Source organism: Nitrospirillum amazonense (assembly GCF_007828045.1).
GTDB classification, from domain to species: Bacteria; Pseudomonadota; Alphaproteobacteria; order Azospirillales; family Azospirillaceae; genus Nitrospirillum; species Nitrospirillum amazonense_C.
On record NZ_VITN01000006.1, the window covers coordinates 91949 to 115592 of the forward strand.

Here is a 23644-nt window from a genome sequence, read left to right on the forward strand (position 1 = left end):
CAGACGCCGCTATAGCCGGCTGTTGTGGTTCCGATTGAACACGGCTGGCTGTGGTCCTCATCCAGGCGGATTGGCACCACCCGCCTGCACCAGGGCGGCGACACTGGCGGCCCCATCCCTGGCCAGCCCGTTCGCCGTGCCGTCGCGGTCGGCGGCGGGGCGGTTCTGGCTCATCTTCCACTTGCCTGCCACGCTTGTGAGCATCAGGCGGAAGCCGACGATGCCGCGCAGTTGCGCCTGGATGAAATCGGCGGGCGCGTCAGCGACCGCCCAGGGCGCGGCGCGGCCCCCTTCATGCCGGTCGGTCAGGCTGGTCACCAGATCCAACAGGGCGCCGGTGTCCTCGAAGAAGGTGATGGGTCCCCGGGCGTGGATGGTGGCGTAGTTCCAGGTGGGCACCACCTTGCCGGTTTCCGCCTTGGTGGCGTACCAGGACGGGGTGATATAGGCGTCGGGCCCCATGAAGATGGCCAGCGCCGGGCTGCCCGCCGGTGTCTCCCGCCATTGCGGATTGGCCCTGGCAACGTGTCCATAGAGCGTGCCGTAAGGTCCCTCATCCGCGCGCAGCAGCAGGGGTAGGGGGCTGGCCTGGGGTATGCCGTCCACCCCCACCGTGACCAGGTTGGCCAGGCCGATGGCCGCCATGGCCTGGTGCAGCACGGGCAAGCGGTCTTCCTTGAAATGCGTCGGGCGGTACATGGCGGCTGGCTTTCCATGCTGCGGAATAGCGCGCAGTTTCCCGCCAAACTGGATTGCCCCATAGCGCCAATTGTCGCGCTCTGATAAGTCCAGTTGGCCTGTTTGATATCTGGGACCGCCCCGTCCATGTGCGCCATCGCCCCCCTCTGGAACAGCCTGATGCTGGACCGGCAGGCGTCCACATCGCTGCAGGACCAGATCGTCGCCTATTTCCGCGACGCGGCCCTGTCCGGCCGCCTGCCCGCCGGCACGCGGCTGCCGTCCAGCCGGGAACTGGCGCGCGACCAGGGGCTGGCCCGCATCACCGTCGTCCAGGCATATGATCGACTGGTGGCCGAGGGCTATGTGCTGGGCCGTGTCGGGGCCGGGATGTACGTGGCGGAGGGTGTGGCCACGACGGCACCCCGCGCCGTACCTGGCGCCCCGGCGTCCGGCAGCCCCACAGCGCCGACGGCGCCCCCAATGCCCCTGGCCGTCGGCATCCCCGCCCTGGATCAGTTCCCCTGGGCCGATTGGGCCAAAGCGGCGATGGCGGCCCAGCGCGGACGTCCGGCGCACCTGCTGGCCTATGGGGATCCGTGCGGCACGGCGGAGCTGCGGGCCGCCATCGCCGACTATGTTGCGGTGGCCCGCGGCATCGCCTGCACCCCCGGCCAGGTCATCATCGTCAGCGGCGCCCAGCAGGGCATCGACCTCGTGGCCCGCACCCTGCTGTCCCCCGGTGACGCCGTCTGGTTCGAGGAGCCGGGCTATGTCGCCGGCCGGTGCGCCCTGGCGGCGGCGGGGCTGGAGATCGTGCCGGTGCCGGTGGATGGCGACGGCATGGATGTCGCCGCCGGCTTGGCCGCCTGGCCCGGCGCGCGCCTGGCCCTGGTCGCCCCAACCCACCAATATCCCTTGGGCGCGACGCTCAGCCTGGGGCGCCGCCTGGCGCTGCTTGATTGGGCCGAGGGGGCCGATGCTTGGGTGCTGGAGGACGATTACGATGGGGAATATCGCTATGGCGGCCGGCCGCTGACGCCGCTGCACACCCTGGACGGCGGGCGGCGGGTTCTCTACCTGGGGACCTTCAGCAAGGTTCTGGCCCCGGGCCTGCGCCTGGGCTACCTCATTGTGCCACCGGCCCTGGTGGACCGGTTCGCCAATGGGAAGTGGATGCAGGACCGGGGGGCGCCGGGCCTGACGCAACAGATCCTGGCGCGCTTCATCACCCAGGGTCGCCTTGCCGCTCACGTGCGGCGCATGCGCCCCCTCTATCGCGCCCGGCGGCAGGCCCTGATGATGGCCCTGGCCGAACATGCCGCCGATGTGCTGGATGCCGCCGGCAATCCTGAGGCCGGCCTGCATCTGGTGGCGCGGCTGCGGGTGCCGGGCGACGACGCGGCCATCGCGAAGGCCGTCCTGGCGCGGGGCGTGAAAGCGGCGCCCCTTTCCTCCTATTACCACGGTTCCGCACCCGCCGGCGGCTTCGTCCTGGGCTTCGCCGGCACGGCGGAGGCGGCGATGGGTCCCGCCGTGCGCATCCTGGCTGCGGCGATCCGCCAGGGTTAAGCCACCAGCTCCTTGCGCATGGGCACGAAGGCAATGGTCTGCCCGTTGGGCAGGGGGTGGAGCACCTCGCCCGTGGGGTGGAAGCCCAGGGCGCGGTAGAGCGGCACGCCCGGCAGGGTGCCCATCAGTTCCAACGCCTGGAAGCCGGCCGCCCGCGCCTCCGCCTCGCAGGCTTCCAACAGGGCGCGGCCGATGCCCTGACGCGCGCGCTGGGGATGGACGAAAAAGGCGCGGATGCGGGCGGGGTCGCGGGCCGGATCCAGCATCTGCGGGCTGCGGTCGGGGCGGGCGTCGCCACCGAACAGGGTCATGCGCCGGCTCCACCCGCCGCAGCCGACGAACAGGCCGTCCGCCTCCTCCGCCACGAAATAGGTCTGGTCATGGATCAGGTCGCTGTCCACGCCGAAGGCGCCGGCAAGCGCGCCCTCCACCACCTCGGGCGTGTAGTGCTCCCCGCTGAGACCCCGGGCGGAGGCTTGGATCAAGGCCTGCAATGCCGGCTTGTCCGCCAATGTCGCCTTGCGCAATGTGTAGGCCACCGTGTCCCCCTCCCATCCTCGATCCATGCCTTAAGCTGTTGATGATACACTGGCATCGCCGCCTGTCCCGTCGCTTTGGGGAATTGCCGCCATGACGCCAGATGATTTCCGCCGCATCGCGTGCTCGCTGGCCGGGGTGGAGGAAGGCGCGCACATGGGCCATGCCGATTTCCGCGTGGGGAACCGCATCTTCGCCACCCTGGACCCGGACCTCGGGCGGGGCATGGTCAAGCTGGCGGTGGAGGAGCAGGAGATGCGGGTGGCGGCGGTGCCGGCCGTTTTCCAGCCGGTCCCGGGCGGCTGGGGCCGGACTGGCGCCACCCATGTGGCCTTGGCGGCCGCCGACGAGGCCACGCTGGCCGGCGCGGTGGCGGCGGCGTGGCGGCTGGCGATGGCCCTGGGGCCGACACGGCCCCGGAAAAAGAAATAGTTGCGCCGACACGGCCCCGAAAAAGGAAATAGCTGCTGACGCGCGTCCGCCAAGAACCGAACCTAGTTCCTGACGCCCGGCGCGTCCTGCTTCAGCCACCAGATGGCCAGTTCCTCGGACGGCAGGCCGGGGCTATAGAGGAAGCCTTGGGCCACGGGCACGCCCAGGGCGCGCAGCCGCTCGGCCTGGTCCTCCGTCTCCACGCCCTCGGCCACGACCTTGGCGTCGATGACGGCTGCCACCTGGATGATGGCGCGCACCAGCATGTCCGACTTGGCGTCCCGGTTCATGCCTTGGACGAAGCGTCGGTCTATCTTCACCGTCGTGGCGGGCAGGCGGTTAAGGTAGCTCAGCGAGGAATAACCGGTGCCGAAATCGTCCAGGGCCACGCCGAAGCCCCGGTCCCGCAAGCCCTGGATATGGTCGAACGTGCGCGCATCATCGCCGACGAAGACGGACTCGGTGATTTCCATCTCGATGCCCTCGGCCGTAGCCTCCTGCGCCATCAGCACGCCGTCGATACCTTGTAGAAAATCCGCCTGCTGCACCTGCAAGGCGCAGACGTTGACCGCGACCGGGATGTCCAATCCCTCCATCCGCCAGGCGCGGCGCTGGCGGATGGCCATTTCCAGCACCTGCAGGCCCATGGGCAGCACCAGGCCGCTGGCCTCCGCCAGATCCAGGAACTGGGCCGGCATCAGCAGGCCATGCCGGGGGGATTGCCAGCGCACCAGCGCCTCCACCCCCACCGGCCGGCCGGTCATCAGGTCCAGCTTGGGCTGGTAGTGCAGCACCAGTTCGCGGTTGCGCAGGGCGGCGCGGAATTCGGCCAGCAGCGCCAGGCCGGCGTGGTTGCGCCGCTCCAGCTCCGGATTGAAGGCAATCAGCCGGCCACGGGCGCGCAACTTCGCATCCTTCAAGGCCAATGACGCCTGCTGCACCAGCAGGTCGCCGGCCAGCTGGCCGTCAGCGCCGCCGGCCGCGCCGGTGACGGTGAACGTGCAGCCGCTGGTGGCCGACAGGCTGGCGTGGCGGCCGGCGACATCGAATCCCGTCTCGAACGCCACCTCCAGCCGGCTTTCCAGCAGGGCCAGAGACAGGTCCGCCTGCGCCGGGGCCGGCAGGGCCAGGGCGAAGCGGTCGCCGCCGAAGCGGCTGATGGCCACGGCTTCGGGGAAATTGGCCACCAGGCGGTGCCCAACGGCGCGCAGCAAGGCGTCCGCCACCTGGAAGCCCAGGCGCGCATTGATGAAGTGGAACTGGTCCAGGTCCAGCAGGATGACCACCAGGTTCTGGCCGGGCGCCGCCCGGTCCAACGCTGCCCGGTCCAACGCCGCGATAAAGCCGGCGCGGTTGGGCAGGGCCGTCAGGGGGTCGGTGAAGGCGACGGACCGCAGGTGCTCGAACAGGGTCGCCGTTTCGAAGCCCAGCGCCACGTTGATGGTGAACAGGCGCACCAGGTCGCGCTTCTGCTCGTCCACCGGCGTGGGGGTGGACATGTAGATGGCCGCCGGGTGGGCGCTGCCCGATTGCAGGTACAGGATGTCACCGCCCCGGCTCTTGAACCCCTCGCGGCGGGAGAACGCCTCCAGCAAGGCGGCCTCGATCTCCATATTGCCCAGGCTGGCCAGGGGCTTGCGGATGTGGCCGGCGAAGCGGCCCGCGGCGGCCACGATGACAGGGCCGTCCACCGTGCCCTGGGCGCACAACAGGCCCTCGGGCTCTATGCCCATCTGGGCCGCCAGCTGGATCAGGACGCCGGCGCTGAACTCGTTCAGGCTGCGCTCGCTGAACAGGTCGGCAGAGGCCTTGATCACCTGCTCAAGCCCCCGGCGATGCCGGTCCAGGGCCACGATCTGCTCATAGGACCTGAGGGCAGTGATGATGCTGGAGGCCAGGCGGGTGACCGTCAGCTCGGTCTTGGCCTTATAATCGTTGATGTCGTATTGGCGGATGACCTCCAGCTCCGGGGCATAGCCCGGCTGGCCGGTGCGCAGCACAATGCGCACCTGGTCGTTGCGCAATTCCTCCCGGATGCGGCGCACCAGATCCAGGCCGGCGCGTTCATCCTCCATCACCACGTCCAGCAACACGACGGCGATGTCGGGCGTGCCGGCCAGGTACTCGAACGCCTCCCAGGCGGTGTAGCAGCTGTCCAGCGTCAGCGGCCGGCCGCGAAAGTCCATACCCTCCAGCGCCAGGCGGGTGGCCAGGTGCACCTGTTCATCATCGTCGACAACCAGGATGCGCCAGCCCGGCCCGCTTTGCCGGGCGGTCCCCCGGTCGTCCTCGATATGGATCAGGGCCTCAGCCGGGTTCGCCATCAGCCGGATTCTCCCGGTGGGGATGACGGCGCGCCGTCGGTGTTGTGGGGCGCCATCAGGGGCACCGTCAGCGTCACGGTCGTTCCTTTACCGGGTGTGGAGGAAACGGCGATGGCCCCGCCCAGGATGCCCGTGACGATGTTGTAGACGATGTGCATGCCCAGGCCCGATCCCCCCTGGCCCATCTTGGTGGTGAAAAACGGTTCGAACAAGCGTCGCCGCACATCTTCGCCCATCCCCGCGCCGTTGTCCTGCACGCGCAGGGTTACATCCCGCGCGCTGCGGCTGGCCTCTATGCGCAGCAGCTGCCCGGTGGTCTGGCGTTCCCGCGCCGGCACGGCCGCGTCGAAGGCGTGGAGTTCCGCGTTCTGGATCAGGTTGGTCAACACCTGGCCCAGGGGGCCGGGGTAGCTGTCCAGGTCGATGCCATCCGGGATGGCGGTTTCCACCCTGAAAGAGGCACGCCGCAGCATGGGGCCCAGTGTGGTCAGGGTGTCGGAAACCATTTCGCCCAGGTTGAAGCGGCGGCGCTGAGAACTGGCGCGGTCCACCGCCACCTGCTTGAAGTGTTGCACCAGGGTGGTCGCGCGGTCCAAATTGCGCTCCAGCAGGTCGGTACTGTCACGCGCCACCCGGGCGAAGCGGTCCACCGTGCTCTGCCGCAATTGTCCGGCCTCGATGGCCGCCAGAAAGCGCTTGGTCTCCAGCGCCAGGGTGCTGCTGGCGCTGACAGCCACGCCCAGGGGGGAGTTCACCTCGTGCGCCACCCCGGCGACCAGGGCCCCCAAGGCGGCCAGCTTCTCCGATTCCACCAGCTGGTCCTGCAGCTGGCGGAGCGTGGCCAGGTTGGTCTCCGCCTCGGTCTTGGCGGCGGACAGGGTCTGCGCCTCATTGGTGCGGGCGGCGATCAACCGGTCGCGCTCCGCGCTTTTGTCACGCAGCACGGCCAGGGCGGCGGCCAGGCCGGCGATCTCGTCACGCCGGTCGGTGCAGGGCAGGGGATGGTCGTAATGGCCTTGGGCGAAGGCCTCGGTGGCCAGGGTCATGGCCTGGATGGGGGCGGCGATGGTGCGGATGGCCAGCCAGGCCAGGGTGGCGCCCGCCACCACCGCCAGGCCGATGGCGGACCACAGCAGCAGGCGCGTGGCGGCATAGATGGTGTTGCCTTCTCGGGCCGTGGCCCGGCCCTGATTCACGTTGAAGGCCAGGTCGCGCAGGATGGCGTCGGTCGCCTGGGTGTCGGCATCCCGCAGCGGCCCGTTGTAAAGGGCCATGGCCTCGTCCCGGTTATGCTCCCGCACCAGCTCGCGCAGGCGCATCTGGTACTGCTGGCCGGCGGCCCAGGCCTGGTCGAAGGCGTTCAGGCGCTGCTCATCCTCCGTGTTCATCACGATATATTGCTGATAATCGCGGCGGGCGATCTCCACATCCTGGTTGCGCTGGTCCAGCGCCTGCAGGCTGCGCTCCAGGTCGGCCTCGGGGGCGAACAGCAGCCGCGCCTCCGCCAGGCGGCGGCTTTTTATGGCCGAGATCATCTGCCCGTTCACCGCCGTGCTGGGCAGCCAGTTGTCCCGGATGACGGCCGCCTTGTCGTTGAGCGCGCCCAGCCGGTCCATGGCCAGCCCGCCCACCAGCGCCACGCCCAGGGTTAGCAGGCCAAAGGCCAGCAGGAGGCGCAGCCGCAAGGTCAACCCGCCGGCGGTGCGCGCGATCCGGCTGGACAAATCGGCCGGGGGCAGGAGCAGGGCGGTGGCGGTCATTTCCGCCGTTCCCATTTCAAGCGACCGGGGGCCGGAGGACTGTGCCATGAGCCATGCTTCCGCTTGCGATCTGCCGTCGGGCCACTCCCGGCATCCGGGCCCCTGATGTCCGGGCGGCAACCGCTGTCCAGACGGCGCCCCGGCCGGGAAAATACACCTCGTCCCCCAAGCTTAACGTCTGCCATCGGCGGCGGACAGGGGCCTCACTCTATCCTCCGGTACAGGACGGCGGTGGGCAAGGGTGCGAAAGAGGGGGCGGCGGCGCCCCCGCGCAAAAGAAGCGGCGCGCCCCGCGCAAAAGAAAAAGGGCCGCCCTGCTGGACGGCCCTTTCCCGAGAGGAGGCTTCCCGGGGGAAGCCGGTCCAATCAGACGGAGTAGTACATCTTGTATTCGATGGGGTGCGGCGAGGTTTCGAACGCCAGCACTTCTTCCATCTTCAGGTCGATGTAGCTGTTGATGAAGTCCTCGGTGAAGACATCGCCCTTCTTCAGGAAGGCGCTGTCGGCGGCCAGGGACTCCAAGGCTTCGCGCAGCGAACGGCAGACGGTCGGCACTTCCTTCAGCTCTTCCGGCGGCAGGTCGTACAGGTTCTTGTCCATCGCGTCGCCAGGGTGGATCTTGTTCTGGATGCCGTCCAGACCAGCCATCAGCATGGCGGCGAAGGCCAGGTAGGGGTTCGCACCCGGGTCCGGGAAGCGGACTTCCACGCGCTTGCCCTTCGGGCTGTTCACGTACGGGATGCGGCAGGAAGCCGACCGGTTGCGCGAGGAGTAGGCCAGCAGCACCGGCGCCTCATAGCCCGGGACCAGACGCTTGTAGCTGTTGGTCAACGGGTTGGTGAAGGCGTTCAGGGCGCGGGCGTGCTTAATGATGCCGCCGATGTAGTACAGGGCGGTCTCGGACAGGTCGGCGTAGCCGGAACCCGCGAACAGGGGCTTGCCGTCCTTCCAGATGGACTGGTGGCAGTGCATGCCCGAACCGTTGTCGCCGAAAACGGGCTTCGGCATGAACGTGGCGGTCTTGCCGTAGGCGTGGGCGACGTTGTGCACCACGTACTTAAAGATCTGCATGGTGTCGGCCATGCTGACCAGGGTGCCGAACTTGATACCCAGTTCGTGCTGCGAGGCGGCCACCTCGTGGTGGTGCTTCTCCACCTCGACGCCCATGTCGGCCATCACGGTCACCATCTCGGCGCGCAGGTCCTGGCCGGCGTCGATCGGGGCGACCGGGAAGTAGCCGCCCTTGACGGCCGGACGGTGGCCCAGGTTGCCTTCCGGATAAGCCTTGCCGGAGGTGTAGGGGCCTTCCTCGCTGTCGAACTCGTACATGACGCGGTTCATCGAGACTTCGAACTTCACGTCGTCGAACACGAAGAACTCGGCCTCGGGACCGAAGTAGGCGGTGTCGCCGATGCCGGCGCTGGCCATGTAGTTCTCAGCGGCCTTGGCGATGGAGCGCGGGTCGCGCTTGTAGGGCTGGCCGGTGGACGGCTCCAGCACGTCGCAGAACACGGTCAGCAGCGGCTGGGCGGCGAACGGATCCAGGACGGCGGTGGCGGGGTCGGGCATCAGGATCATGTCCGACTCGTTGATGGCCTTCCAACCGGCGATCGACGACCCGTCGAACATCACGCCGTCGGTGAACATCTCCTCGTTCACGGTGCTGATGTGCTGGGCGGTGTGCTGCAGCTTGCCGCGCGGATCGGTGAAACGGAAATCGACGTACTTGACGTCGTGCTCCTTAACCAGGTCGAAGAACTTCGCGATATCGGACATCTTGATGGGTTCCCTAAAGTTCTGGGAGATGTTGGGTGACTACTGACTTCGCGTGCATGGGCGGGAACATGGCTGCGCCCCCCATCCCATAATGTTCCGGCGCCCGGGGTTACTCCCATCCTGGGCCGCCAGCCCCAAACGTATGATCAATGATCGATGACCATTGATATCCCGGACGGCGACGCGCCCGGCCGTTCCCGTCTATGCCAGCCGGCGCGGGGCGGCATCCGGCGAACCGGCGTCAGACGGCATCCGGCCCCCGTTCGCCGGTGCGGATGCGGATGACATCCTCCACCGGGGTCACGAAAATCTTGCCGTCGCCAATGCGGCCGGTGTGCGCCGCCTGTTGGATGGCCTCAATGGCGCGATCGACCAACTGATCGTCCATCACGATCTCGATCTTCACCTTGGGCAGGAAGTCCACGACGTACTCCGCGCCGCGATACAGCTCGGTATGGCCCTTCTGCCGGCCGAAGCCCTTGGCCTCGGTCACGGTGATGCCCTTGATGCCGACTTCGTGCAGCGCTTCCTTCACCTCGTCCAGCTTGAACGGTTTGATGATGGCTTCGATCTTTTTCATCGCTTACGGCCACGCCTTCGCTTCAAGGGCGGGGAATATATCGGCGCCGGTGCCGGGATTGCGGAACCCAACGGGGCCGCTTGCCTGGAAACTGATGCCGGAAACCCCCCACGATTTTCAATTCGGTGTCTGGCCCATAGACAACACGGGTGGGGCGCATCCTGCAACAGGCGTCGCCGCCCCCATGTGGCCCGGCCGGACCGGGGCAACAGGATAGCACGCCCCATGCCAACCCGGCGGATGGGGCGGGGCCGGCCCTCCGGCCCCGGTGGCCCCAACGTATGCGCGCTTCCTATGCAAACGACAGCACAAAAATTAATCAACAGCCTGCATTTTGTCCTTTGAGGTGCCGGTGCGGCTGATTTGAGGGGATGCCAGTGCCTCGATTGCAGCCTATCGCGGGGCGCGACCCCGGCATGTGAAGATTATCTTATCAGAATGCTTGACGGGGTGGGGGCAGGTGGTGCAGAAACCCGCCTCACGGCGGCGGTGGTAGCTCAGCTGGTAGAGCTCTCGGTTGTGGTCCGAGCGGTCGTGGGTTCGAGTCCCATCCATCGCCCCATCCTCCTTATACTATGTATAAGGACAGCAAAGGCGCCCTCACCGGGCGCCTTTTTGCTTTTCCGGGCCCTTTCATCATGCGGCGGCGCTAAACTGCCCGCCCGACAGGCATCCGGGCGGCGCGCCATGAGCTTCACGTTCCCATGAGCTTCACGTTCGACGACATCCGCGCCCGGGCCCTGGCTTGGCCCGGTGTGGAGGACGGCACCTCCTATGGCACGCCGGCGCTGAAGGTGCGCGGCAAGCTCTTGACCCGCCTGCGCGAGGATGACGACACCCTGGTCGTCACCGGCGTGGACACGGACGAGCGCGCCCTGTTGATGGCTTTCGAACCGGCCGTCTATCATCTGACCGACCATTACGTGGGCTGGCCCATCGTGCTGGCGCGCTTGTCCGCCATCCCCGACCAGGGTTCTTTGGACAAGGTGATGGGCCTGCTGCATCGCCAATGGCGGGCGGTGGCGCCCAAGACCCTGGTGCGGCGGTTCGACGCGGCTGGTTCGGTATAATCGGATCTGCGGCGGATGTCAGTGCCCGCCGCAGCTGCCGCCCCCGCACCCGCCATGGCCGCCACATCCGCCGTGCCCGCCGCCGCAATGGCCATGCCCGTCCCCGCCGCCGTGATGGTGGCCCTGGCTGTCGCCACCATCCCAGCCGGTGGAGGACGAGTCGGTCGCGCCGCCGCCTCGCGTCTTGTCCACCCAGGCCATGGCAAGGAGGCTGGGCGCCGGCCATGCCAAGGGATCGGGCGTCCCGTAGCACTCCTTATAGGCGATCCACGTCCGGGCATAAGCCTCCGCGCTGCCGGCGCCGACATGATGATGGATGAAGCGGCCGGCCGAGGCCTGGCAGTAGGCGGCATACAGGGCGGTGCACAGCACCAGTTCATGCCAATAGTCGTCGACCAGGGTGTCGGGCGCGCCTAAGGGCTGTTTCGCCGTCCAGCTCGGCGGGGCGGCCAACAGACCGAAATAACGCCGGAACTCCCGTTCCCAGAAGGCGGCGCCGGCGGCGTCCAGGTCATGCCGCCTGCGGAAGCGCTCCGTCGCCAAGGACAGGTCATGGGCGAACACGGCCCGCGGGCGTTTTTGTCGTTTATTGAGAAGGTGGCCGCCCCAGGCGGCTATGGTGGCCCAACTGGCCAGGATCAACGTACCCGGTCCCCAAATGGTGGACATAAGCCCTCGACGGGTGGTTACGGACGGCGCCATTGTACTCGGGAAATCCCGCCGCCGCCAGTGAGGCGCTGTCTTGCCGCCGCCGGCATCAACCCCTGGCCGTTCCATCGCCCGAGTGTCCGCCCATGGTGCCGACCGCCGCTTCCGCCCTCGCCCTGCTGTCCGTGGCCCACATGCGTGCCGCCGATGCCGCCGCCATCGCGGGGGGCGTGCCGGGCATCACCTTGATGGAGCATGCGGGCCGCGCGGTGGCCGGCGTGGTGATGGCGCGCTTCGGCCTGGGTCCGGTGACGGTGCTGTGCGGGCCCGGCAACAATGGCGGCGATGGTTTCGTGGCGGCACGCCATCTGGCCGCCGCCGGCTGGCCCGTACGCCTGGCCCTGCTGGGTGATCTGGATCGGCTGACGGGCGATGCCGCCCTGGCGGCGGCCGGTTGGATGGAGATTTGGGGACGGGAGTCGGTGCTGGAGGCCGCGCCGGCCGCGCTGGCCGGGGCGGCGGTGGTGATCGACGCCATGTTCGGCGTGGGACTGTCGCGTCCCCTGGGCGGCCGGGCGGCGGAGTTGGTGGCCGCCATGGCGGATGCGCGCCGGGGCGGGGCCGTCGTGCTGGCGGTGGATGTGCCCAGCGGGCTGAACGCCGATACCGGCGCGCCGGTGGGCGACGTCATGGTCCGGGCCGACGTCACCGTCACCTTCTTCCGCAAAAAGCCGGGGCATCTGCTGTTGCCCGGCCGCGTGGCCTGCGGCGCCTCCATCGTGGCCGACATCGGCATTCCCGATACCGTGCTGGCGGATCCGGCGGTGGCCACGGACGTGTGGGAGAACGGGCCGGCCTTGTTCAGCGGCCACCTGCCGCGCCCCCGCATCGATGACCACAAATACCGGCGGGGCCATGCGCTGGTGCTGGGCGGGGCGGTCATGACCGGGGCGGCGCGCCTGGCGGCGCGCGCGGCGCAGCGGGCCGGTGCCGGCCTGGTGACGGTGGCCAGCCCACCCGCGGCGGAACTGGTCTATCGCCTTTCCAGTCCCAGCCAGATCGTGCGCCCCATGGCGGATCTGCACGCCGCCGAGGCGATCCTGGCCGACCCCCGCATCACGGCCGCCGTGCTGGGCCCGGGCGCCGGCACGGACGACGATGGCCAGGCGCTGCTGCGCGCCCTGGTCGCCGCCGCCGGCCGGCGCGAGGGCGGTCCAGAAGACGCCAGCCGAGTGGGCGCCGGTTTCGGCCTCGTGCTGGACGCCGACATCTTCACCGCCTTCGCCGGTCAGGCGGACACGCTGGGGGGCCATCTGGCGGGCCGGGTCGTGCTGACCCCGCACGAGGGCGAATTCGCCCGCCTCTTCGGGCCCGGGCATGCCGTACTGGTGGGGGATAAGCTGATGCGCGCCCGGGCCGCCGCCCGCCACCTGGGCGCGGTCATCCTGCTGAAGGGGCCGGACACGGTCATCGCCCACCCCGACGGCCGCGCCGCCATCGAGGCCGGCGGCCCGCCCACGCTCGCCACTGCAGGGGCGGGCGACGTCCTGGCGGGCCTGTGCCTGGGCCTGCTGGCCGGCGGCATGGACGCCTGGCATGCCGCCTTGGCCGCCGCCTGGCTGCACGCCCAGGCCGCCCTGCGCTTCGGTCCCGGCCTGGTGGCCGAGGACTTGCCCGAACAAGTGCCGGCCCTGTTGGCGGACCTGGCGGCGGCGTGACGGCGGGGCGGACGGTGAGATGTCAAATAAAAATCCCATAAAATTGTAGATAAACCTGCCGTCCTTCGCACCGCTGACTAAGCCTCCCCTTCCGCGCAGACCAACCGCCATACCCGTTGCGTCGGGAATATTCAAAATGCCGTATTTGCCATATGGCAAAAGCATTGCCCGCACTAAAACAATGGGATACTCTTGATATAGATTCAAACTGCTTCGCGGCATTTGCCCCGATCTGGGGCATGACTGGCCGGCACAATAACCATTTCCGCCCCAATGGGCTTCCGGCACTCGTATGTGGTCCGGGGCCTGGAGAGGGCCAGCTTCCCGAAGTATTGGGAACTGTGGTAGCGGCGCCGACCCATGTCGAGATACCGCGGGCGGGGGCAAGGCGACGGGGCCTTTATCCCGAACGTCTGGCGTCGGCGCCAATACGTCCTATTCATTAGGCGGAGTGCCGGGCCTGCTTTATTTGGGGGGCGAGTGTGGGCTTCTCTCTTTTCCGCCGGTCGCGCCTGGACGATCCGTTGCAGGTTGGCGCGCAGTATCGTCGGGTCGTTTCCGGCAGCGTGACGGAAACGGCGGAGGTCCTGACCATCACCACGGATAGTTTCCACATCCCGCACGTGCGCTTCATGGTGCGCAACAACCTGCCCGAGGGCAGCTGCGCCCCGGACCAGCGTACCCTGTCGGCCGAAAGCTTCAGCCGCCTGTTCAACGAGCGGGTCGCCAGCTGACGGCGGCAGCCTGCCCCGACGGGCCCACACCCCTTCCGGCGGAACCGTCCTTTCCAACCCGGCCCCACCCAGGCCAGGCACCCTTCAGGTCATCACCAGGCCGGCGGTGGACAGGGTCGGGAGGGCCCCACCGAACCGGCCGCATGTTACTAACCGGAGGTGGTAGTCCCCGGGAACGGCCTGGAACAGTTAGTGGAATCCCCCATATCGTCCACTTGGGCTACTCTCGCTGGTGGCCAGGCCGGCTGGCATTTCGCCATACCGGTATGCCTCCAAAGGCGTGTCAGGGACGGTCGGTATGGGATGGAAAGACGCGATGTCCTCTGAGGCGGCCCCGGTGAGGCCGGCGCCCATTCCGGACGCGCCTTCCGCCTCGGCTCCGTTCCCTCCCGTGACCTTCACCGGCTCTGTGGGCGACCTGGTGGATCTGGTCCAGGCCTTGTCCTTTTGCCGCGACGTGCCCAGCGTCATGGCCGTGGTGCGCCTGGCGGCCAGGGCGCTGAGCGGCGCCGACGGCGTCACCTTCGTCCTGCGCGATGGCGACCTGTGCCACTACGCGGATGAGGATGCCATCGGCCCCCTGTGGAAGGGCCGGCGCTTCCCCTTGTCCACCTGCATTTCCGGCTGGGTCATGCTGAACCGCCAGCCGGCGGTCATTCCCGACATCTACCAGGATGATCGCATTCCCCATGACGCTTACCGCCCCACCTTCGTGAAAAGCCTGGTGATGGTGCCGGTGCGCGCGGATGAGCCGGTGGCCGCCATCGGCGCCTATTGGGCCACGGTGGGCATGCCGAAGGCGGAGGAGGTGGCGTTGCTGCAGGCGGTCGCCCATTCCACCGCCGTGGCCCTGACCAACGTCCAGCTTTACGAGTCGCTTCGCGCCGCCGTGGCCGAAAGCCAGGCGCGGGCGGATGAGGCGGAAAGGGCCAACCGCGCCAAGTCCGTCTTCCTGGCGGCGATCAGCCATGATTTGCGCCAGCCGCTGCAGACCATGCGGCTTTACCACAACATGCTGAGCGAGCGGGCGGCCAACGGCCGCGCCGCCGTCGCGGTCGGCGCCGGCGGCCTCCCCAACGCGGCGCCCGCCAACGGTCTTGCCACCGCGCTGGACCGCAAGCTCATCGGCGGCATGGGTGAGGCGCTGTCGGCGGGGGAGGAACTGCTGCGCGCCCTGCTGGACGTGTCGGTGCTGGATGCCGGCACGGTGACGGCGAACCCGCAGCGCTTCGGCCTGGGGGCGATGGTGGCCGGCCTGGTCAGCGCCGTCCGGGGCGATGCCGAGAAGGCGGGGGTGGAGATCCGCCTGCGCACGGCCGCCAAGACCGGCCCGCAGGCGGCGCTGGATGTGGCGGATACCGATCCCGTCCTGCTGAAATGCGTCCTGCGCAACCTGCTGACGAACGCCATCCGCTACACCGGCCGGGGCGGACGCGTCCTGGTTTCCACCCGCCGCCGGGGCCGATCCATGCTGGTCCAGGTGTGGGATACCGGCGTGGGCATCGCCGCCGATCAACTGGGCACGGTGTTCGAGGATTTCGTCCAGCTGAACAATCCCGAGCGGGACCGGACCAAGGGCCTGGGACTGGGGCTGGGCATCGTTCGCCGCATGGCCCGCCTGTTGGGCACCAGCGTCACCGTGCGCTCGCGGCCGGGCCGCGGCTCCGTCTTCTCGGTCCTGGTGCCGTGCGCGCCAGCGGCCGCGGGGGCGGCGGCCGACCCCGCCACTCCCGACGGTCTTCTGCCCTTCCCCCGCGATGGCCAGCGCCCGGCCCAGCGCGCGAGCGACCCGCGTACCATCCTGGCGGTGGAGGACGACGCCCTGCAGCGCATGGCCCTGGGCGCCATCATTGAAAGTTGGGGCTATCGCGTCATCACCGCCGCCGGGTCCGACGACGCCCTGGCCGCCCTGCGCGATGCCGTGCGCCTGCCGGGCCTGGTGATCAGCGACTTCCGCTTGCCCGGTCCCCTCAACGGCGTGCAACTGGTGGCCCGCTTAGGCAACGAGGTGCGGCGCCATCTGCCCGGCATCATCGTCACCGGCGACACCGACCCCGCCCGCATCCAGGAGGCGTCGGCCACCGGCTGCGTCCTGATTCACAAGCCCTACCTGCCCGAGGTGCTGCGTGCCGCCATTGAGGAGGCACTGCGCGGGGTGGACGAGGGGGGATCCCAAGCGGGGGATGGGCAGGCGGGGGCGCTGGACGCCTGACGGCCCCCCTGCGGCGAAACGGCGCCAAAATTTTCAAGGGGCAGATTTTTAAATACCGGACTTCAGGCCCAGTGCGGCCGGGTCTATAACCCTGGGCAATGATCGGGCACCGCTTCCCCTCCGTGGCGGCGCGCGCCCCGCCCTTAGGGAAGAACCACGGTATGCCCGACGCCGCCTCGACCGTTACGGCCGCCCCGGCCGACAAGATCCGCCTGCTGGAGGCGCTGGAGCGCAAGGTGCTCTGGCTGTCGGCCTGGACCATCCACAACGCCAATCACGTCCGCCCCTCCCGCGACGGGTTGAAGGTAGGTGGCCACCAGGCCTCCAGCGCCTCGCTGGCCAGCATCATGACGGCGCTGTACTTCGACGTCCTGCGGCCGCAGGACCGGGTGGCGGTGAAGCCGCACGCCAGCCCCGTCTTCCACGCCATTCAGTACATGCTGGGCCGCCAGACGCGGGAAAAGCTGGAGCGCTTCCGCGCCCTGGGCGGGGCGCAGAGCTACCCCTCGCGCACCAAGGACACGGAAGACGTTGATTTTTCGACCGGTTCGGTCGGCCTTGGGGTGGCGGTCACCGCCTTCGCCTCGCTGGTGCAGGACTATGTGCGCTTGAAGGGGCTGTCGGACCAGCCGGAGGGCCGCATGGTCGCCCTGGTGGGCGACGCCGAGATGGACGAGGGCAACGTCTTCGAAGCCATGCTGGAGGGGTGGAAGCACGACCTGCGCAACACCTGGTGGATCATCGACTACAACCGCCAAAGCCTGGACAGCGTGGTGTCGGACCGGCTGTGGGTGCCCATCGAGGGCATGTTCCGCTCCCTGGACTGGAACGTGCAGATCCTGAAGTACGGCAAGAAGCTGGAGGCCGCGTTCGCGCAAGAGGGCGGCGACGCCCTGCGCCGATGGATCGACACCTGCCCCAACCAGCTCTATTCCGCCCTGACCTTCAAGGGCGGGGCCGCCTGGCGCGAGGCGCTGACCCACGATTTGGGCGACACGCGCGGCATCCGGCACATCCTGGACGCCCATGACGACGCGGCCCTGGGCAGCCTCATGACCAATCTGGCCGGCCATGACCTGCCCACCCTGCTGGAAACCTTCCACGGCGCCACCGACGACCGCCCGGCCTGTTTCATCGCCTATACGGTCAAGGGCCGGGGCCTGCCCTTCCAGGGGCACAAGGACAACCATTCCGGCCTGATGAATCCCGACCAGATGGCCGCCTTCAAGGCCGCCTGCGGGCTGGCCGACGGCCAGGAATGGGACCGTCACGCCGGCCTGGACATCGACCCGGCGGCGCTGGACGCCTTCCTGGCGGAGGTGCCCTTCGCGCAGGGTACGGGTGCAGGCAAGGGCAGCCGCCGCCTGAAGGGCGCCGTCGTCCCGGTGCCGCCCGCCCTGGCGGTGGACCTGGGCGCCCGCATGTCCACGCAGGAGGGCTTCGGCAAGATTTTGGGTGAGATCGCCAAGGGCGATGACGACCTGGCCGCCCGCATCGTCACCACCTCCCCCGATGTCACCGTCTCCACCAACCTGGGCCCCTGGGTGAACCGGCGCGGCTTGTTTGCCCGCACCGAGACGCAGGACATCTTCCGCGAACAGAAGGTGGTCTCCGCCCAGCGCTGGCACGGCGCGCCCGGCGGCCAGCACATCGAGCTGGGCATCGCAGAGCACAACCTGTTCCTCATGCTGGCGGCCCTGGGCCTCAGCCATGACCTGTTCGGCGCCCGGCTGCTGCCCATCGGCACGCTCTACGACCCCTTCATCAAGCGCGGCCTGGACGCCATGAACTACGCGGCCTACCAGGACGCCCGCTTCATGGTGGTGGCCACCCCCTCGGGCGTCACCCTGGCGCCGGAGGGTGGGGCGCACCAGTCCATCGCCACGCCGCTGATCGGCATGGGCCTGCCCAACGTTTCCAGCTATGAGCCCGCCTATGTCGATGAGCTGGCGGCCATCATGGCCTGGGGTTTCGACCACATGCAGCGGCCGGACGGCGGTTCCCTTTACCTGCGCCTCACCACCCGCCAGGTGGACCAGCCCAAGCGGGAGCGGGGCCTGGATCGCGACGCCGTCATCGCGGGCGGGTACTGGCTGCGCCCGCCGGCGCCGGACGCGGAGTTCGCCATCGTCTATTGCGGCGCCTTGGCGCCCGAGGCGCTGGAGGCACATGCCCAGGTGCTGGAGGACTGCCCCGGCGCCGGCCTGCTGGCCGTGACCTCCCCCGACCGGCTGCACGCCGGCTGGACGGCGGCGCAACGGGAGGGCAAGGGCGGCGACGCCCATGTCCACCGCCTGCTGTCGGTCCTGCCGGCCGGTGCCAAGCTGGTGACCGTCGTCGACGGTCACCCCGCCACCCTATCCTGGCTGGGCTCGGTGCGCGGCCAGACCGTGGCGGCCCTGGGGGTGGAGACGTTCGGCCAGTCCGCCGACATCCCTGACCTGTACCGGGTCCAGGGCCTGGACGCCGACGCCATCGTCGATGCCTGCGCCAAGGTCTTGCTGGGATAGGTAAAGAGAGGGGAGCCGCCGGCCTGAGGTTCCGCGCCGGTGGCTCCCGGCCCCTCAAAATTCTCCCAGCGCCTTGATCTGAGTCCCGTCGCTGGTGAAGTTCTCCGGCGCGAGCCAGGCCGCCAAACGCTGGCGGCGCGCGGGCCATTCCGCATCCAGAATGGAAAAGACGTTGCTGTCCCAGTTGCGGCCCTTCAGCCACAGGGTCTGGCGCAGCAGCCCCTCATGGGTGAAGCCATAGCGCAGGGCCGCCTTGACGGAGGCGACATTGGGCGGGCCGCAGCGCCATTCCAGGCGGCGGTAGCCCGATTGGCCCGCCCCTTGGCCCAGCGCGTAGTCGATCAGCAGGAACACGCCCTCCGTCCCCGTCACCTTGCGGCTGAGGAGGGGGCCGTAGACCAGGCCCATTTCCACCGTTCCCATGTCGGGGTTGGCGTTCAGCAGCAGCAGCAGGCCGGCGGCCACCGGCGCGCCGCCCGTCTTGTCCATCACCGCGTACATGGTCTGCCCCGGCCGGGGCAGGCGGTCGCGCAGCCACTGGGTGAAGGCCGCCTCGTCCGTGAAGGGGCCGCCGGGAATGTGGTCCCACAGGCCGGCGTGCCGGCCGATCGCCAGCCACAGTCCCTGCGCGTGACGGTCCAGGTCGATCCGTTCCAGATCCACCGTCCGGCCGGGCAGCCGGTCGGCGGTCAGGGCAGGGCGGGGCAGGTCGGGGGTGAGGGGCGGCGGCGATGGGGCGGTCATGGTGGCGGCGGTCATGCGGCGGGGAACCTCGGTTGGCGCGGGTAGCTTTGGGGAAGTACAGCATAACAAGCACTTCGTTGCCGCCGATAGCCGGCTTCATGGGGTGATTGCTCCATGAGTTCCGGAATGGCCGCCACTTTCGGTCTGGCCGGCGGGGCTGGCCGGCGGGGCTGACCGGTGGGGCGGGCGGCGCTCGGCCCTTTGATAGGCTCCACCCTTGGCCTAGATTCCTATTTACGCGGGTGCGCGGGTGCTATAGATCGGACGGCGCCTGGAAGGATCCGGGCGCTATTCCCATGCCTATTCCCTATTGGCGCCGCCGGCGCCGGTGGGGACTGGCTCTCGGGAAGGGGCGTCCAAGCGATCCTAGAGCCGGGTTTGGCCGCGGGCGTGGCGGAACTGGTAGACGCGCCGGATTTAGGTTCCGGTGACGAAAGTCGTGGGGGTTCGAGTCCCTTCGCCCGCACCAAGCACGAGATATCAACCCAACCGCCCGTGGTCCGTCCGGCCCCGGGCACCCAGGGGCCGGGAACGCCGGCATCCGGGGCCGATCAAAGAGACAGGTTCGAATAGTCCCATGAACATCACCGAGACCAGCACCGAAGGCCTGCGCCGCGAATACACGGTCGTCATCCCCGCCGCCGACGTGGCCGGCCGCGTGGACGCCCAGTTGAAGGAAATTGGCAAGACGGTGCGCATGCCGGGCTTCCGCCCGGGCAAGGTGCCGATGTCGGTGCTGAAGCAGCGCTATGGGCAGTCGGTGATGGGTGAGGTGCTGGACAAGGCCATGTCCGACAGCGCCGCCAAGGTGGTCGAGCAGCACAGCCTGCGTCCCGCCCTGCAGCCCAAGGTCGAGATCGTGAAGTTCGAGGTCGAGAACGCCGCCAGCGACCTGGAGTTCAAGCTGGCCTACGAGGTGTTGCCGGAATTCGAGCCCGCCGACCTCAGCGGCGTCGCCATCGAGAAGCCGGTGGTCGAGATCACCGACGAGCAGGTGGACGAGGCCGTGGGCCGCATCGCCGCCGGCCGCAAGACCTCCGCGCCGCTGACCGAGGACCGTCCGGCCGCCAAGGGCGACATCGTCGTCATCGACTTCGACGGTTCGGTCGACGGTGAGAAGCGCCCGGGCATGAAGGGCGAAGGCCATGAGCTGGAGCTGGGCTCCGGCAGCTTCATCGATACCTTCGAGGAACAGCTGGAGGGCACCCGCGCCGGTGACCACCGCACCGTCAACGTCACCTTCCCCGAGGGCTACCACGCCGCCGAGCTGGCCGGTAAGGCCGCCGTGTTCGAGGTGGACGTGAAGGAAGTGAAGCAGGCGGTCGAGGCGACCATCGACGACGAGTTCGCCAAGGGCCTGGGCTTTGACGACCTGGCCGCGCTGAAGACCGTGATCCGGGATCGCCTGGGCGGCGACTACACCGTCATGAGCCGCCTGCGCGCCAAGCGCGCTCTGCTGGACCAGCTGGCCGAGCTGCACAGCTTCGAGGTGCCGCAGGGCATGGTCGATATCGAGTTCGACCAGATCTGGAAGCGCCTGCAGGACGAGCTGAAGGCCGGCGACGCGGGCGAGGACGCCGGCAAGGACGAGGAGGAGCTCCGGAAGGAGTACCGCGACATCGCCGTCCGGCGTGTTCGTTTGGGGCTGGTCCTTTCCGAGATCGGTCAGAAGAACAATATAACGGTGGCGAGGGAAGAGCTGAACCAGGCCGTGCTGGCCGAGGTGCGGCGCTACCCGGGCCAGGAGCGTGAGGTTTTCGACTTCTTCAAGAACAACCCCCAGGCGGTGGAAAGCCTGCGGGCCCCGGTTTTTGAAGACAAGGTTGTCGACTTCATCCTGGGACAGGTTAAGGTGACGGAGAAGCCCGTGTCGGCTGAAGAGCTGATGCAGGACCCCGATGAGGAAGAGGCGGCCTAAGGTCGCGTCTCCCGTCTTCGGTTTCTGACGGGCCTCGGTATTCAAACGGAATGGGGGAGGGATCGTCCCTCCCCCGGACCGGCAACGGGCCCGGGGATGGCCCCCGGGTCGGACGCAGCGCTGGAGCAGGCATGATCGACTTTGAGCCGCAGATGAACACGCTGGTCCCCATGGTGGTCGAGCAGACCAATCGGGGTGAGCGCGCCTACGACATCTATTCGCGCCTGTTGAAGGAACGGATCATCTTCCTCGTCGGTGGCGTGAACGACGCGGTGTCCAGCCTGATCTGCGCCCAGCTTCTGTTCCTGGAAGCGGAAAACCCGACGAAGGAAATCTCCTTCTACATCAATTCGCCGGGCGGCATCGTGACCTCGGGCCTGGCGATCTACGACACCATGCAGTACATCCGCTGCCCGGTGGCGACCCTGTGCATCGGCCAGGCGGCCTCCATGGGCTCGCTGCTGCTGGCGGGCGGCTCCGAGGGCCGGCGCTACTCGCTGCCCAACAGCCGCATCATGATCCATCAGCCCTCCGGCGGCGCCCAGGGCCAGGCGGCGGACATCGAAATCCAGGCGCGCGAGATCCTGAAGATCCGGCACCGCCTCAATGAAATCTACGTGCGCCACACCGGCCAGCCGATCGACAAGATCGAGCGGGCGATGGAGCGTGACAACTTCATGACCGCGGACGAGGCCAAGGCGTTCGGTCTGATCGACGACGTCATCGCCACCCGTCCCGGCGCCGGCGGGACCGCCCAGGCGGCCTAAGGTGCCAACGGTTTAGCGTCCGGGCTCCGGCGGGACTGACCTTCCGCCGGAACGCCCCACCGGGATACCCCGGTATGGGTGTTCGGACACGAAGAGACACACGGGGGGTTGAAAGCCCAGCGTTCCGTGGTGTTGAATGGGCAGGCAGTGGCGGGTGAGCGGTGTTTCATCCCCTTGTCCCGCCGGCCGATCCCGGGAGGATCGGGCCCCGGTTCCGTCATCGTGATGGCTCCGGGTGACTGTCCCGGTGATGTACGGAGCTTTTATGACCAAGTCGACCGGCAGCGATTCGAAGAATACCCTCTACTGCTCCTTCTGCGGGAAGAGCCAGCACGAGGTGCGGAAGCTCATTGCCGGCCCCACGGTGTTCATCTGCGATGAATGCGTGGAATTGTGCATGGACATCATCCGCGAAGAGAACAAGACGACGCTGGTGAAGTCCCGCGACGGCGTTCCCACCCCGCGCGACATCTGCGCGGTGCTGGATGACTACGTCATCGGGCAGAGCCACGCCAAGCGCGTGCTCTCGGTCGCCGTGCACAACCACTACAAGCGGCTGGCACACGGCACCAAGCACAGCGACGTCGAACTGGCGAAATCCAACATCCTGCTGATCGGCCCCACGGGCTGCGGCAAGACCCTGTTGGCCCAGACGCTCGCCCGCATCATCGACGTTCCCTTCACCATGGCCGACGCCACCACGCTGACCGAAGCCGGTTACGTGGGCGAGGACGTGGAGAACATCATCCTCAAGCTGCTGCAGGCCGCTGACTACAATGTCGAGCGGGCGCAGCGCGGCATCGTCTATATCGACGAGGTCGACAAGATCAGCCGCAAGTCCGACAACCCGTCCATCACCCGCGACGTGTCGGGCGAGGGCGTGCAGCAGGCCTTGCTGAAGATCATGGAAGGCACCGTCGCCTCCGTGCCGCCCCAGGGCGGGCGCAAGCATCCGCAGCAGGAATTCCTGCAGGTGGACACGACCAACATCCTGTTCATCTGCGGCGGCGCCTTCGCCGGTCTGGAGAAGATCATCGCCGCTCGTGGCAAGGGCACGTCCATCGGCTTCGGGGCCGATGTGAAGGGTCCGGACGACCGCCGCACGGGCGACGTGCTGCGCGAGGTGGAGCCCGAGGATCTGCTGAAGTTCGGCCTCATCCCGGAATTCGTCGGCCGTCTGCCCGTGGTGGCGACGCTGAACGATCTGGATGAGGAAGCGCTGATCGAGATCCTGACCAAGCCCAAGAACGCGCTGGTGAAGCAATATCAGCGCCTGTTCGAGATGGAGGACGTGAAGCTGTCCTTCGCCGAAGAGGCCCTGAAGTCCATCGCCAACAAGGCCATCCAGCGCAAGACCGGCGCCCGTGGCCTGCGCTCCATCATGGAGTCCATCCTGCTGGAGTCGATGTTCGATCTGCCGGGCCTGCAGGGCGTGGACGAGATCGTCATCAATGGCGAGGTGGTCGAAGGCCGCGCCCAGCCGCTGTACATCTACGCCGACCGGAAGGCGGAGGCGGCACCCGTCGCCTGACGGCCCCCGTGCATCCGCGATAGCCAGTTCGGATAGTTTTGAGACCCGGGAAACCCCTGATCGTGGGGGTTTCCCGGGTTTTATTTTGCCTTCGCCGCCTAATTGGCCCGGAATCCAGGCACTTGGGAACGCT

The 23644-nt window shown here is 68.2% G+C and carries 18 protein-coding genes and 2 tRNA genes; 12 read left to right on the forward strand and 8 right to left on the reverse strand.

Translation table 11 applies throughout. The annotated features are described in order from the left end of the window. Window positions 1-57 precede the first annotated feature (57 nt). Entirely contained in the window at window positions 58-699 is a 642-nt protein-coding gene (locus FBZ89_RS11965; RefSeq protein WP_145750219.1) for an FMN-binding negative transcriptional regulator, read from the reverse strand. A gap of 126 nt (window positions 700-825) precedes the next feature. Between FBZ89_RS11965 and pdxR the strand changes: the two genes are divergently transcribed. Next, window positions 826-2250: a MocR-like pyridoxine biosynthesis transcription factor PdxR gene (gene pdxR, locus FBZ89_RS11970; protein ID WP_145750220.1), complete on the forward strand. Its 1425-nt coding sequence runs from the start codon at window positions 826-828 to the stop codon at window positions 2248-2250. Here the strand turns inward: pdxR and FBZ89_RS11975 are convergent. After that, window positions 2247-2789, reverse strand: coding sequence for a GNAT family N-acetyltransferase (locus tag FBZ89_RS11975; RefSeq protein WP_145750221.1), 543 nt, complete (start codon window positions 2787-2789; stop codon window positions 2247-2249). The two genes, pdxR and FBZ89_RS11975, sit on opposite strands and share 4 nt — an antisense overlap. Before the next feature lie 91 nt (window positions 2790-2880). Between FBZ89_RS11975 and FBZ89_RS11980 the strand changes: the two genes are divergently transcribed. Then, window positions 2881-3219, forward strand: coding sequence for an MmcQ/YjbR family DNA-binding protein (locus FBZ89_RS11980; RefSeq protein WP_145750222.1), 339 nt, complete (start codon window positions 2881-2883; stop codon window positions 3217-3219). A gap of 62 nt (window positions 3220-3281) precedes the next feature. Here FBZ89_RS11980 and FBZ89_RS11985 read toward each other — a convergent pair whose 3' ends face one another. The 4 genes from FBZ89_RS11985 to FBZ89_RS12000 form a co-directional block, all read right to left on the reverse strand. Next, complete coding sequence (locus FBZ89_RS11985) at window positions 3282-5543, reverse strand: EAL domain-containing response regulator (RefSeq protein WP_145750223.1); 2262 nt, start codon at window positions 5541-5543, stop codon at window positions 3282-3284. Continuing rightward, on the reverse strand, window positions 5543-7351 hold the full coding sequence (locus FBZ89_RS11990; RefSeq protein WP_145750224.1) for an ATP-binding protein: 1809 nt from the start codon (window positions 7349-7351) through the stop codon (window positions 5543-5545). The genes FBZ89_RS11985 and FBZ89_RS11990 overlap by 1 nt, the downstream gene beginning before the upstream one ends. Window positions 7352-7669: 318 nt before the next feature. Then, entirely contained in the window at window positions 7670-9079 is a 1410-nt protein-coding gene (glnA, locus tag FBZ89_RS11995) for a type I glutamate--ammonia ligase (protein WP_145750225.1), read from the reverse strand. Between the two features lie 241 nt (window positions 9080-9320). After that, window positions 9321-9659, reverse strand: a complete 339-nt coding sequence (locus tag FBZ89_RS12000; RefSeq protein WP_004274165.1) for a P-II family nitrogen regulator — start codon at window positions 9657-9659, stop codon at window positions 9321-9323. A 486-nt stretch (window positions 9660-10145) separates the two neighbouring features. Here FBZ89_RS12000 and FBZ89_RS12005 point away from each other — a divergent pair. Continuing rightward, window positions 10146-10221: transfer RNA gene (locus tag FBZ89_RS12005), tRNA-His, on the forward strand. A 142-nt stretch (window positions 10222-10363) separates the two neighbouring features. Next, window positions 10364-10729 carry an MmcQ/YjbR family DNA-binding protein gene (locus FBZ89_RS12010; protein WP_145750226.1) on the forward strand — a complete coding sequence of 122 codons (366 nt, stop codon included), beginning with the start codon at window positions 10364-10366 and terminating at the stop codon, window positions 10727-10729. Between the two features lie 18 nt (window positions 10730-10747). Here the strand turns inward: FBZ89_RS12010 and FBZ89_RS30860 are convergent, their stop codons facing one another. Further along, window positions 10748-11293, reverse strand: coding sequence for a glycine-rich domain-containing protein (locus FBZ89_RS30860; RefSeq protein WP_186457315.1), 546 nt, complete (start codon window positions 11291-11293; stop codon window positions 10748-10750). 230 nt (window positions 11294-11523) lie between these two features. Between FBZ89_RS30860 and FBZ89_RS12020 the strand changes: the two genes are divergently transcribed. The 4 genes from FBZ89_RS12020 (at window position 11524) to FBZ89_RS12035 (ending at window position 18551) form a co-directional block, all read left to right on the forward strand. Continuing rightward, on the forward strand, window positions 11524-13095 hold the full coding sequence (locus FBZ89_RS12020) for an NAD(P)H-hydrate dehydratase (protein ID WP_145750227.1): 1572 nt from the start codon (window positions 11524-11526) through the stop codon (window positions 13093-13095). Between the two features lie 482 nt (window positions 13096-13577). Continuing rightward, window positions 13578-13829, forward strand: coding sequence for a hypothetical protein (locus tag FBZ89_RS12025; RefSeq protein WP_138918590.1), 252 nt, complete (start codon window positions 13578-13580; stop codon window positions 13827-13829). Between the two features lie 316 nt (window positions 13830-14145). After that, on the forward strand, window positions 14146-16041 hold the full coding sequence (locus FBZ89_RS12030) for a hybrid sensor histidine kinase/response regulator (RefSeq protein WP_186457316.1): 1896 nt from the start codon (window positions 14146-14148) through the stop codon (window positions 16039-16041). A gap of 161 nt (window positions 16042-16202) precedes the next feature. After that, window positions 16203-18551, forward strand: a complete 2349-nt coding sequence (locus FBZ89_RS12035; protein ID WP_145750229.1) for a transketolase — start codon at window positions 16203-16205, stop codon at window positions 18549-18551. 54 nt (window positions 18552-18605) lie between these two features. On the opposite strand, the gene FBZ89_RS12040 is transcribed toward FBZ89_RS12035, so the two are convergent. Beyond that, a complete protein-coding gene (locus tag FBZ89_RS12040; protein ID WP_145750230.1) occupies window positions 18606-19310 on the reverse strand; it encodes a GNAT family N-acetyltransferase in 705 nt (234 codons plus the stop codon). 369 nt (window positions 19311-19679) lie between these two features. Here FBZ89_RS12040 and FBZ89_RS12045 point away from each other — a divergent pair. The 4 genes from FBZ89_RS12045 (at window position 19680) to clpX (ending at window position 23511) form a co-directional block, all read left to right on the forward strand. Further along, window positions 19680-19764: transfer RNA gene (locus FBZ89_RS12045), tRNA-Leu, on the forward strand. A gap of 108 nt (window positions 19765-19872) precedes the next feature. Next, window positions 19873-21213: a trigger factor gene (tig, locus tag FBZ89_RS12050; RefSeq protein ID WP_145750231.1), complete on the forward strand. Its 1341-nt coding sequence runs from the start codon at window positions 19873-19875 to the stop codon at window positions 21211-21213. A 131-nt stretch (window positions 21214-21344) separates the two neighbouring features. After that, the gene (gene clpP / locus FBZ89_RS12055) at window positions 21345-21980 is read left to right on the forward strand and encodes an ATP-dependent Clp endopeptidase proteolytic subunit ClpP (protein WP_145750232.1); all 636 of its coding nucleotides are present in this window, start codon (window positions 21345-21347) and stop codon (window positions 21978-21980) included. Between the two features lie 265 nt (window positions 21981-22245). Continuing rightward, on the forward strand, window positions 22246-23511 hold the full coding sequence (clpX, locus tag FBZ89_RS12060; protein WP_040849805.1) for an ATP-dependent Clp protease ATP-binding subunit ClpX: 1266 nt from the start codon (window positions 22246-22248) through the stop codon (window positions 23509-23511). The last annotated feature ends 133 nt before the right edge of the window (window positions 23512-23644 follow it).

What these genes read in the sequence shown, in the direction of transcription:
- FBZ89_RS11965 (WP_145750219.1), bottom strand. Translation starts at nt 699, where the DNA reads ATGTACCGCCCGACGCATTTCAAGGAAGACCGCTTGCCCGTGCTGCAC.
- pdxR (WP_145750220.1), top strand. Translation starts at nt 826, where the DNA reads ATGTGCGCCATCGCCCCCCTCTGGAACAGCCTGATGCTGGACCGGCAG.
- FBZ89_RS11980 (WP_145750222.1), top strand. Translation starts at nt 2,881, where the DNA reads ATGACGCCAGATGATTTCCGCCGCATCGCGTGCTCGCTGGCCGGGGTG.
- FBZ89_RS11985 (WP_145750223.1), bottom strand. Translation starts at nt 5,543, where the DNA reads ATGGCGAACCCGGCTGAGGCCCTGATCCATATCGAGGACGACCGGGGG.
- FBZ89_RS11990 (WP_145750224.1), bottom strand. Translation starts at nt 7,351, where the DNA reads ATGGCACAGTCCTCCGGCCCCCGGTCGCTTGAAATGGGAACGGCGGAA.
- glnA (WP_145750225.1), bottom strand. Translation starts at nt 9,079, where the DNA reads ATGTCCGATATCGCGAAGTTCTTCGACCTGGTTAAGGAGCACGACGTC.
- FBZ89_RS12000 (WP_004274165.1), bottom strand. Translation starts at nt 9,659, where the DNA reads ATGAAAAAGATCGAAGCCATCATCAAACCGTTCAAGCTGGACGAGGTG.
- FBZ89_RS12010 (WP_145750226.1), top strand. Translation starts at nt 10,364, where the DNA reads ATGAGCTTCACGTTCGACGACATCCGCGCCCGGGCCCTGGCTTGGCCC.
- FBZ89_RS12020 (WP_145750227.1), top strand. Translation starts at nt 11,524, where the DNA reads ATGGTGCCGACCGCCGCTTCCGCCCTCGCCCTGCTGTCCGTGGCCCAC.
- FBZ89_RS12030 (WP_186457316.1), top strand. Translation starts at nt 14,146, where the DNA reads ATGTCCTCTGAGGCGGCCCCGGTGAGGCCGGCGCCCATTCCGGACGCG.
- FBZ89_RS12035 (WP_145750229.1), top strand. Translation starts at nt 16,203, where the DNA reads ATGCCCGACGCCGCCTCGACCGTTACGGCCGCCCCGGCCGACAAGATC.
- FBZ89_RS12040 (WP_145750230.1), bottom strand. Translation starts at nt 19,310, where the DNA reads ATGACCGCCGCCACCATGACCGCCCCATCGCCGCCGCCCCTCACCCCC.
- tig (WP_145750231.1), top strand. Translation starts at nt 19,873, where the DNA reads ATGAACATCACCGAGACCAGCACCGAAGGCCTGCGCCGCGAATACACG.
- clpP (WP_145750232.1), top strand. Translation starts at nt 21,345, where the DNA reads ATGATCGACTTTGAGCCGCAGATGAACACGCTGGTCCCCATGGTGGTC.
- clpX (WP_040849805.1), top strand. Translation starts at nt 22,246, where the DNA reads ATGACCAAGTCGACCGGCAGCGATTCGAAGAATACCCTCTACTGCTCC.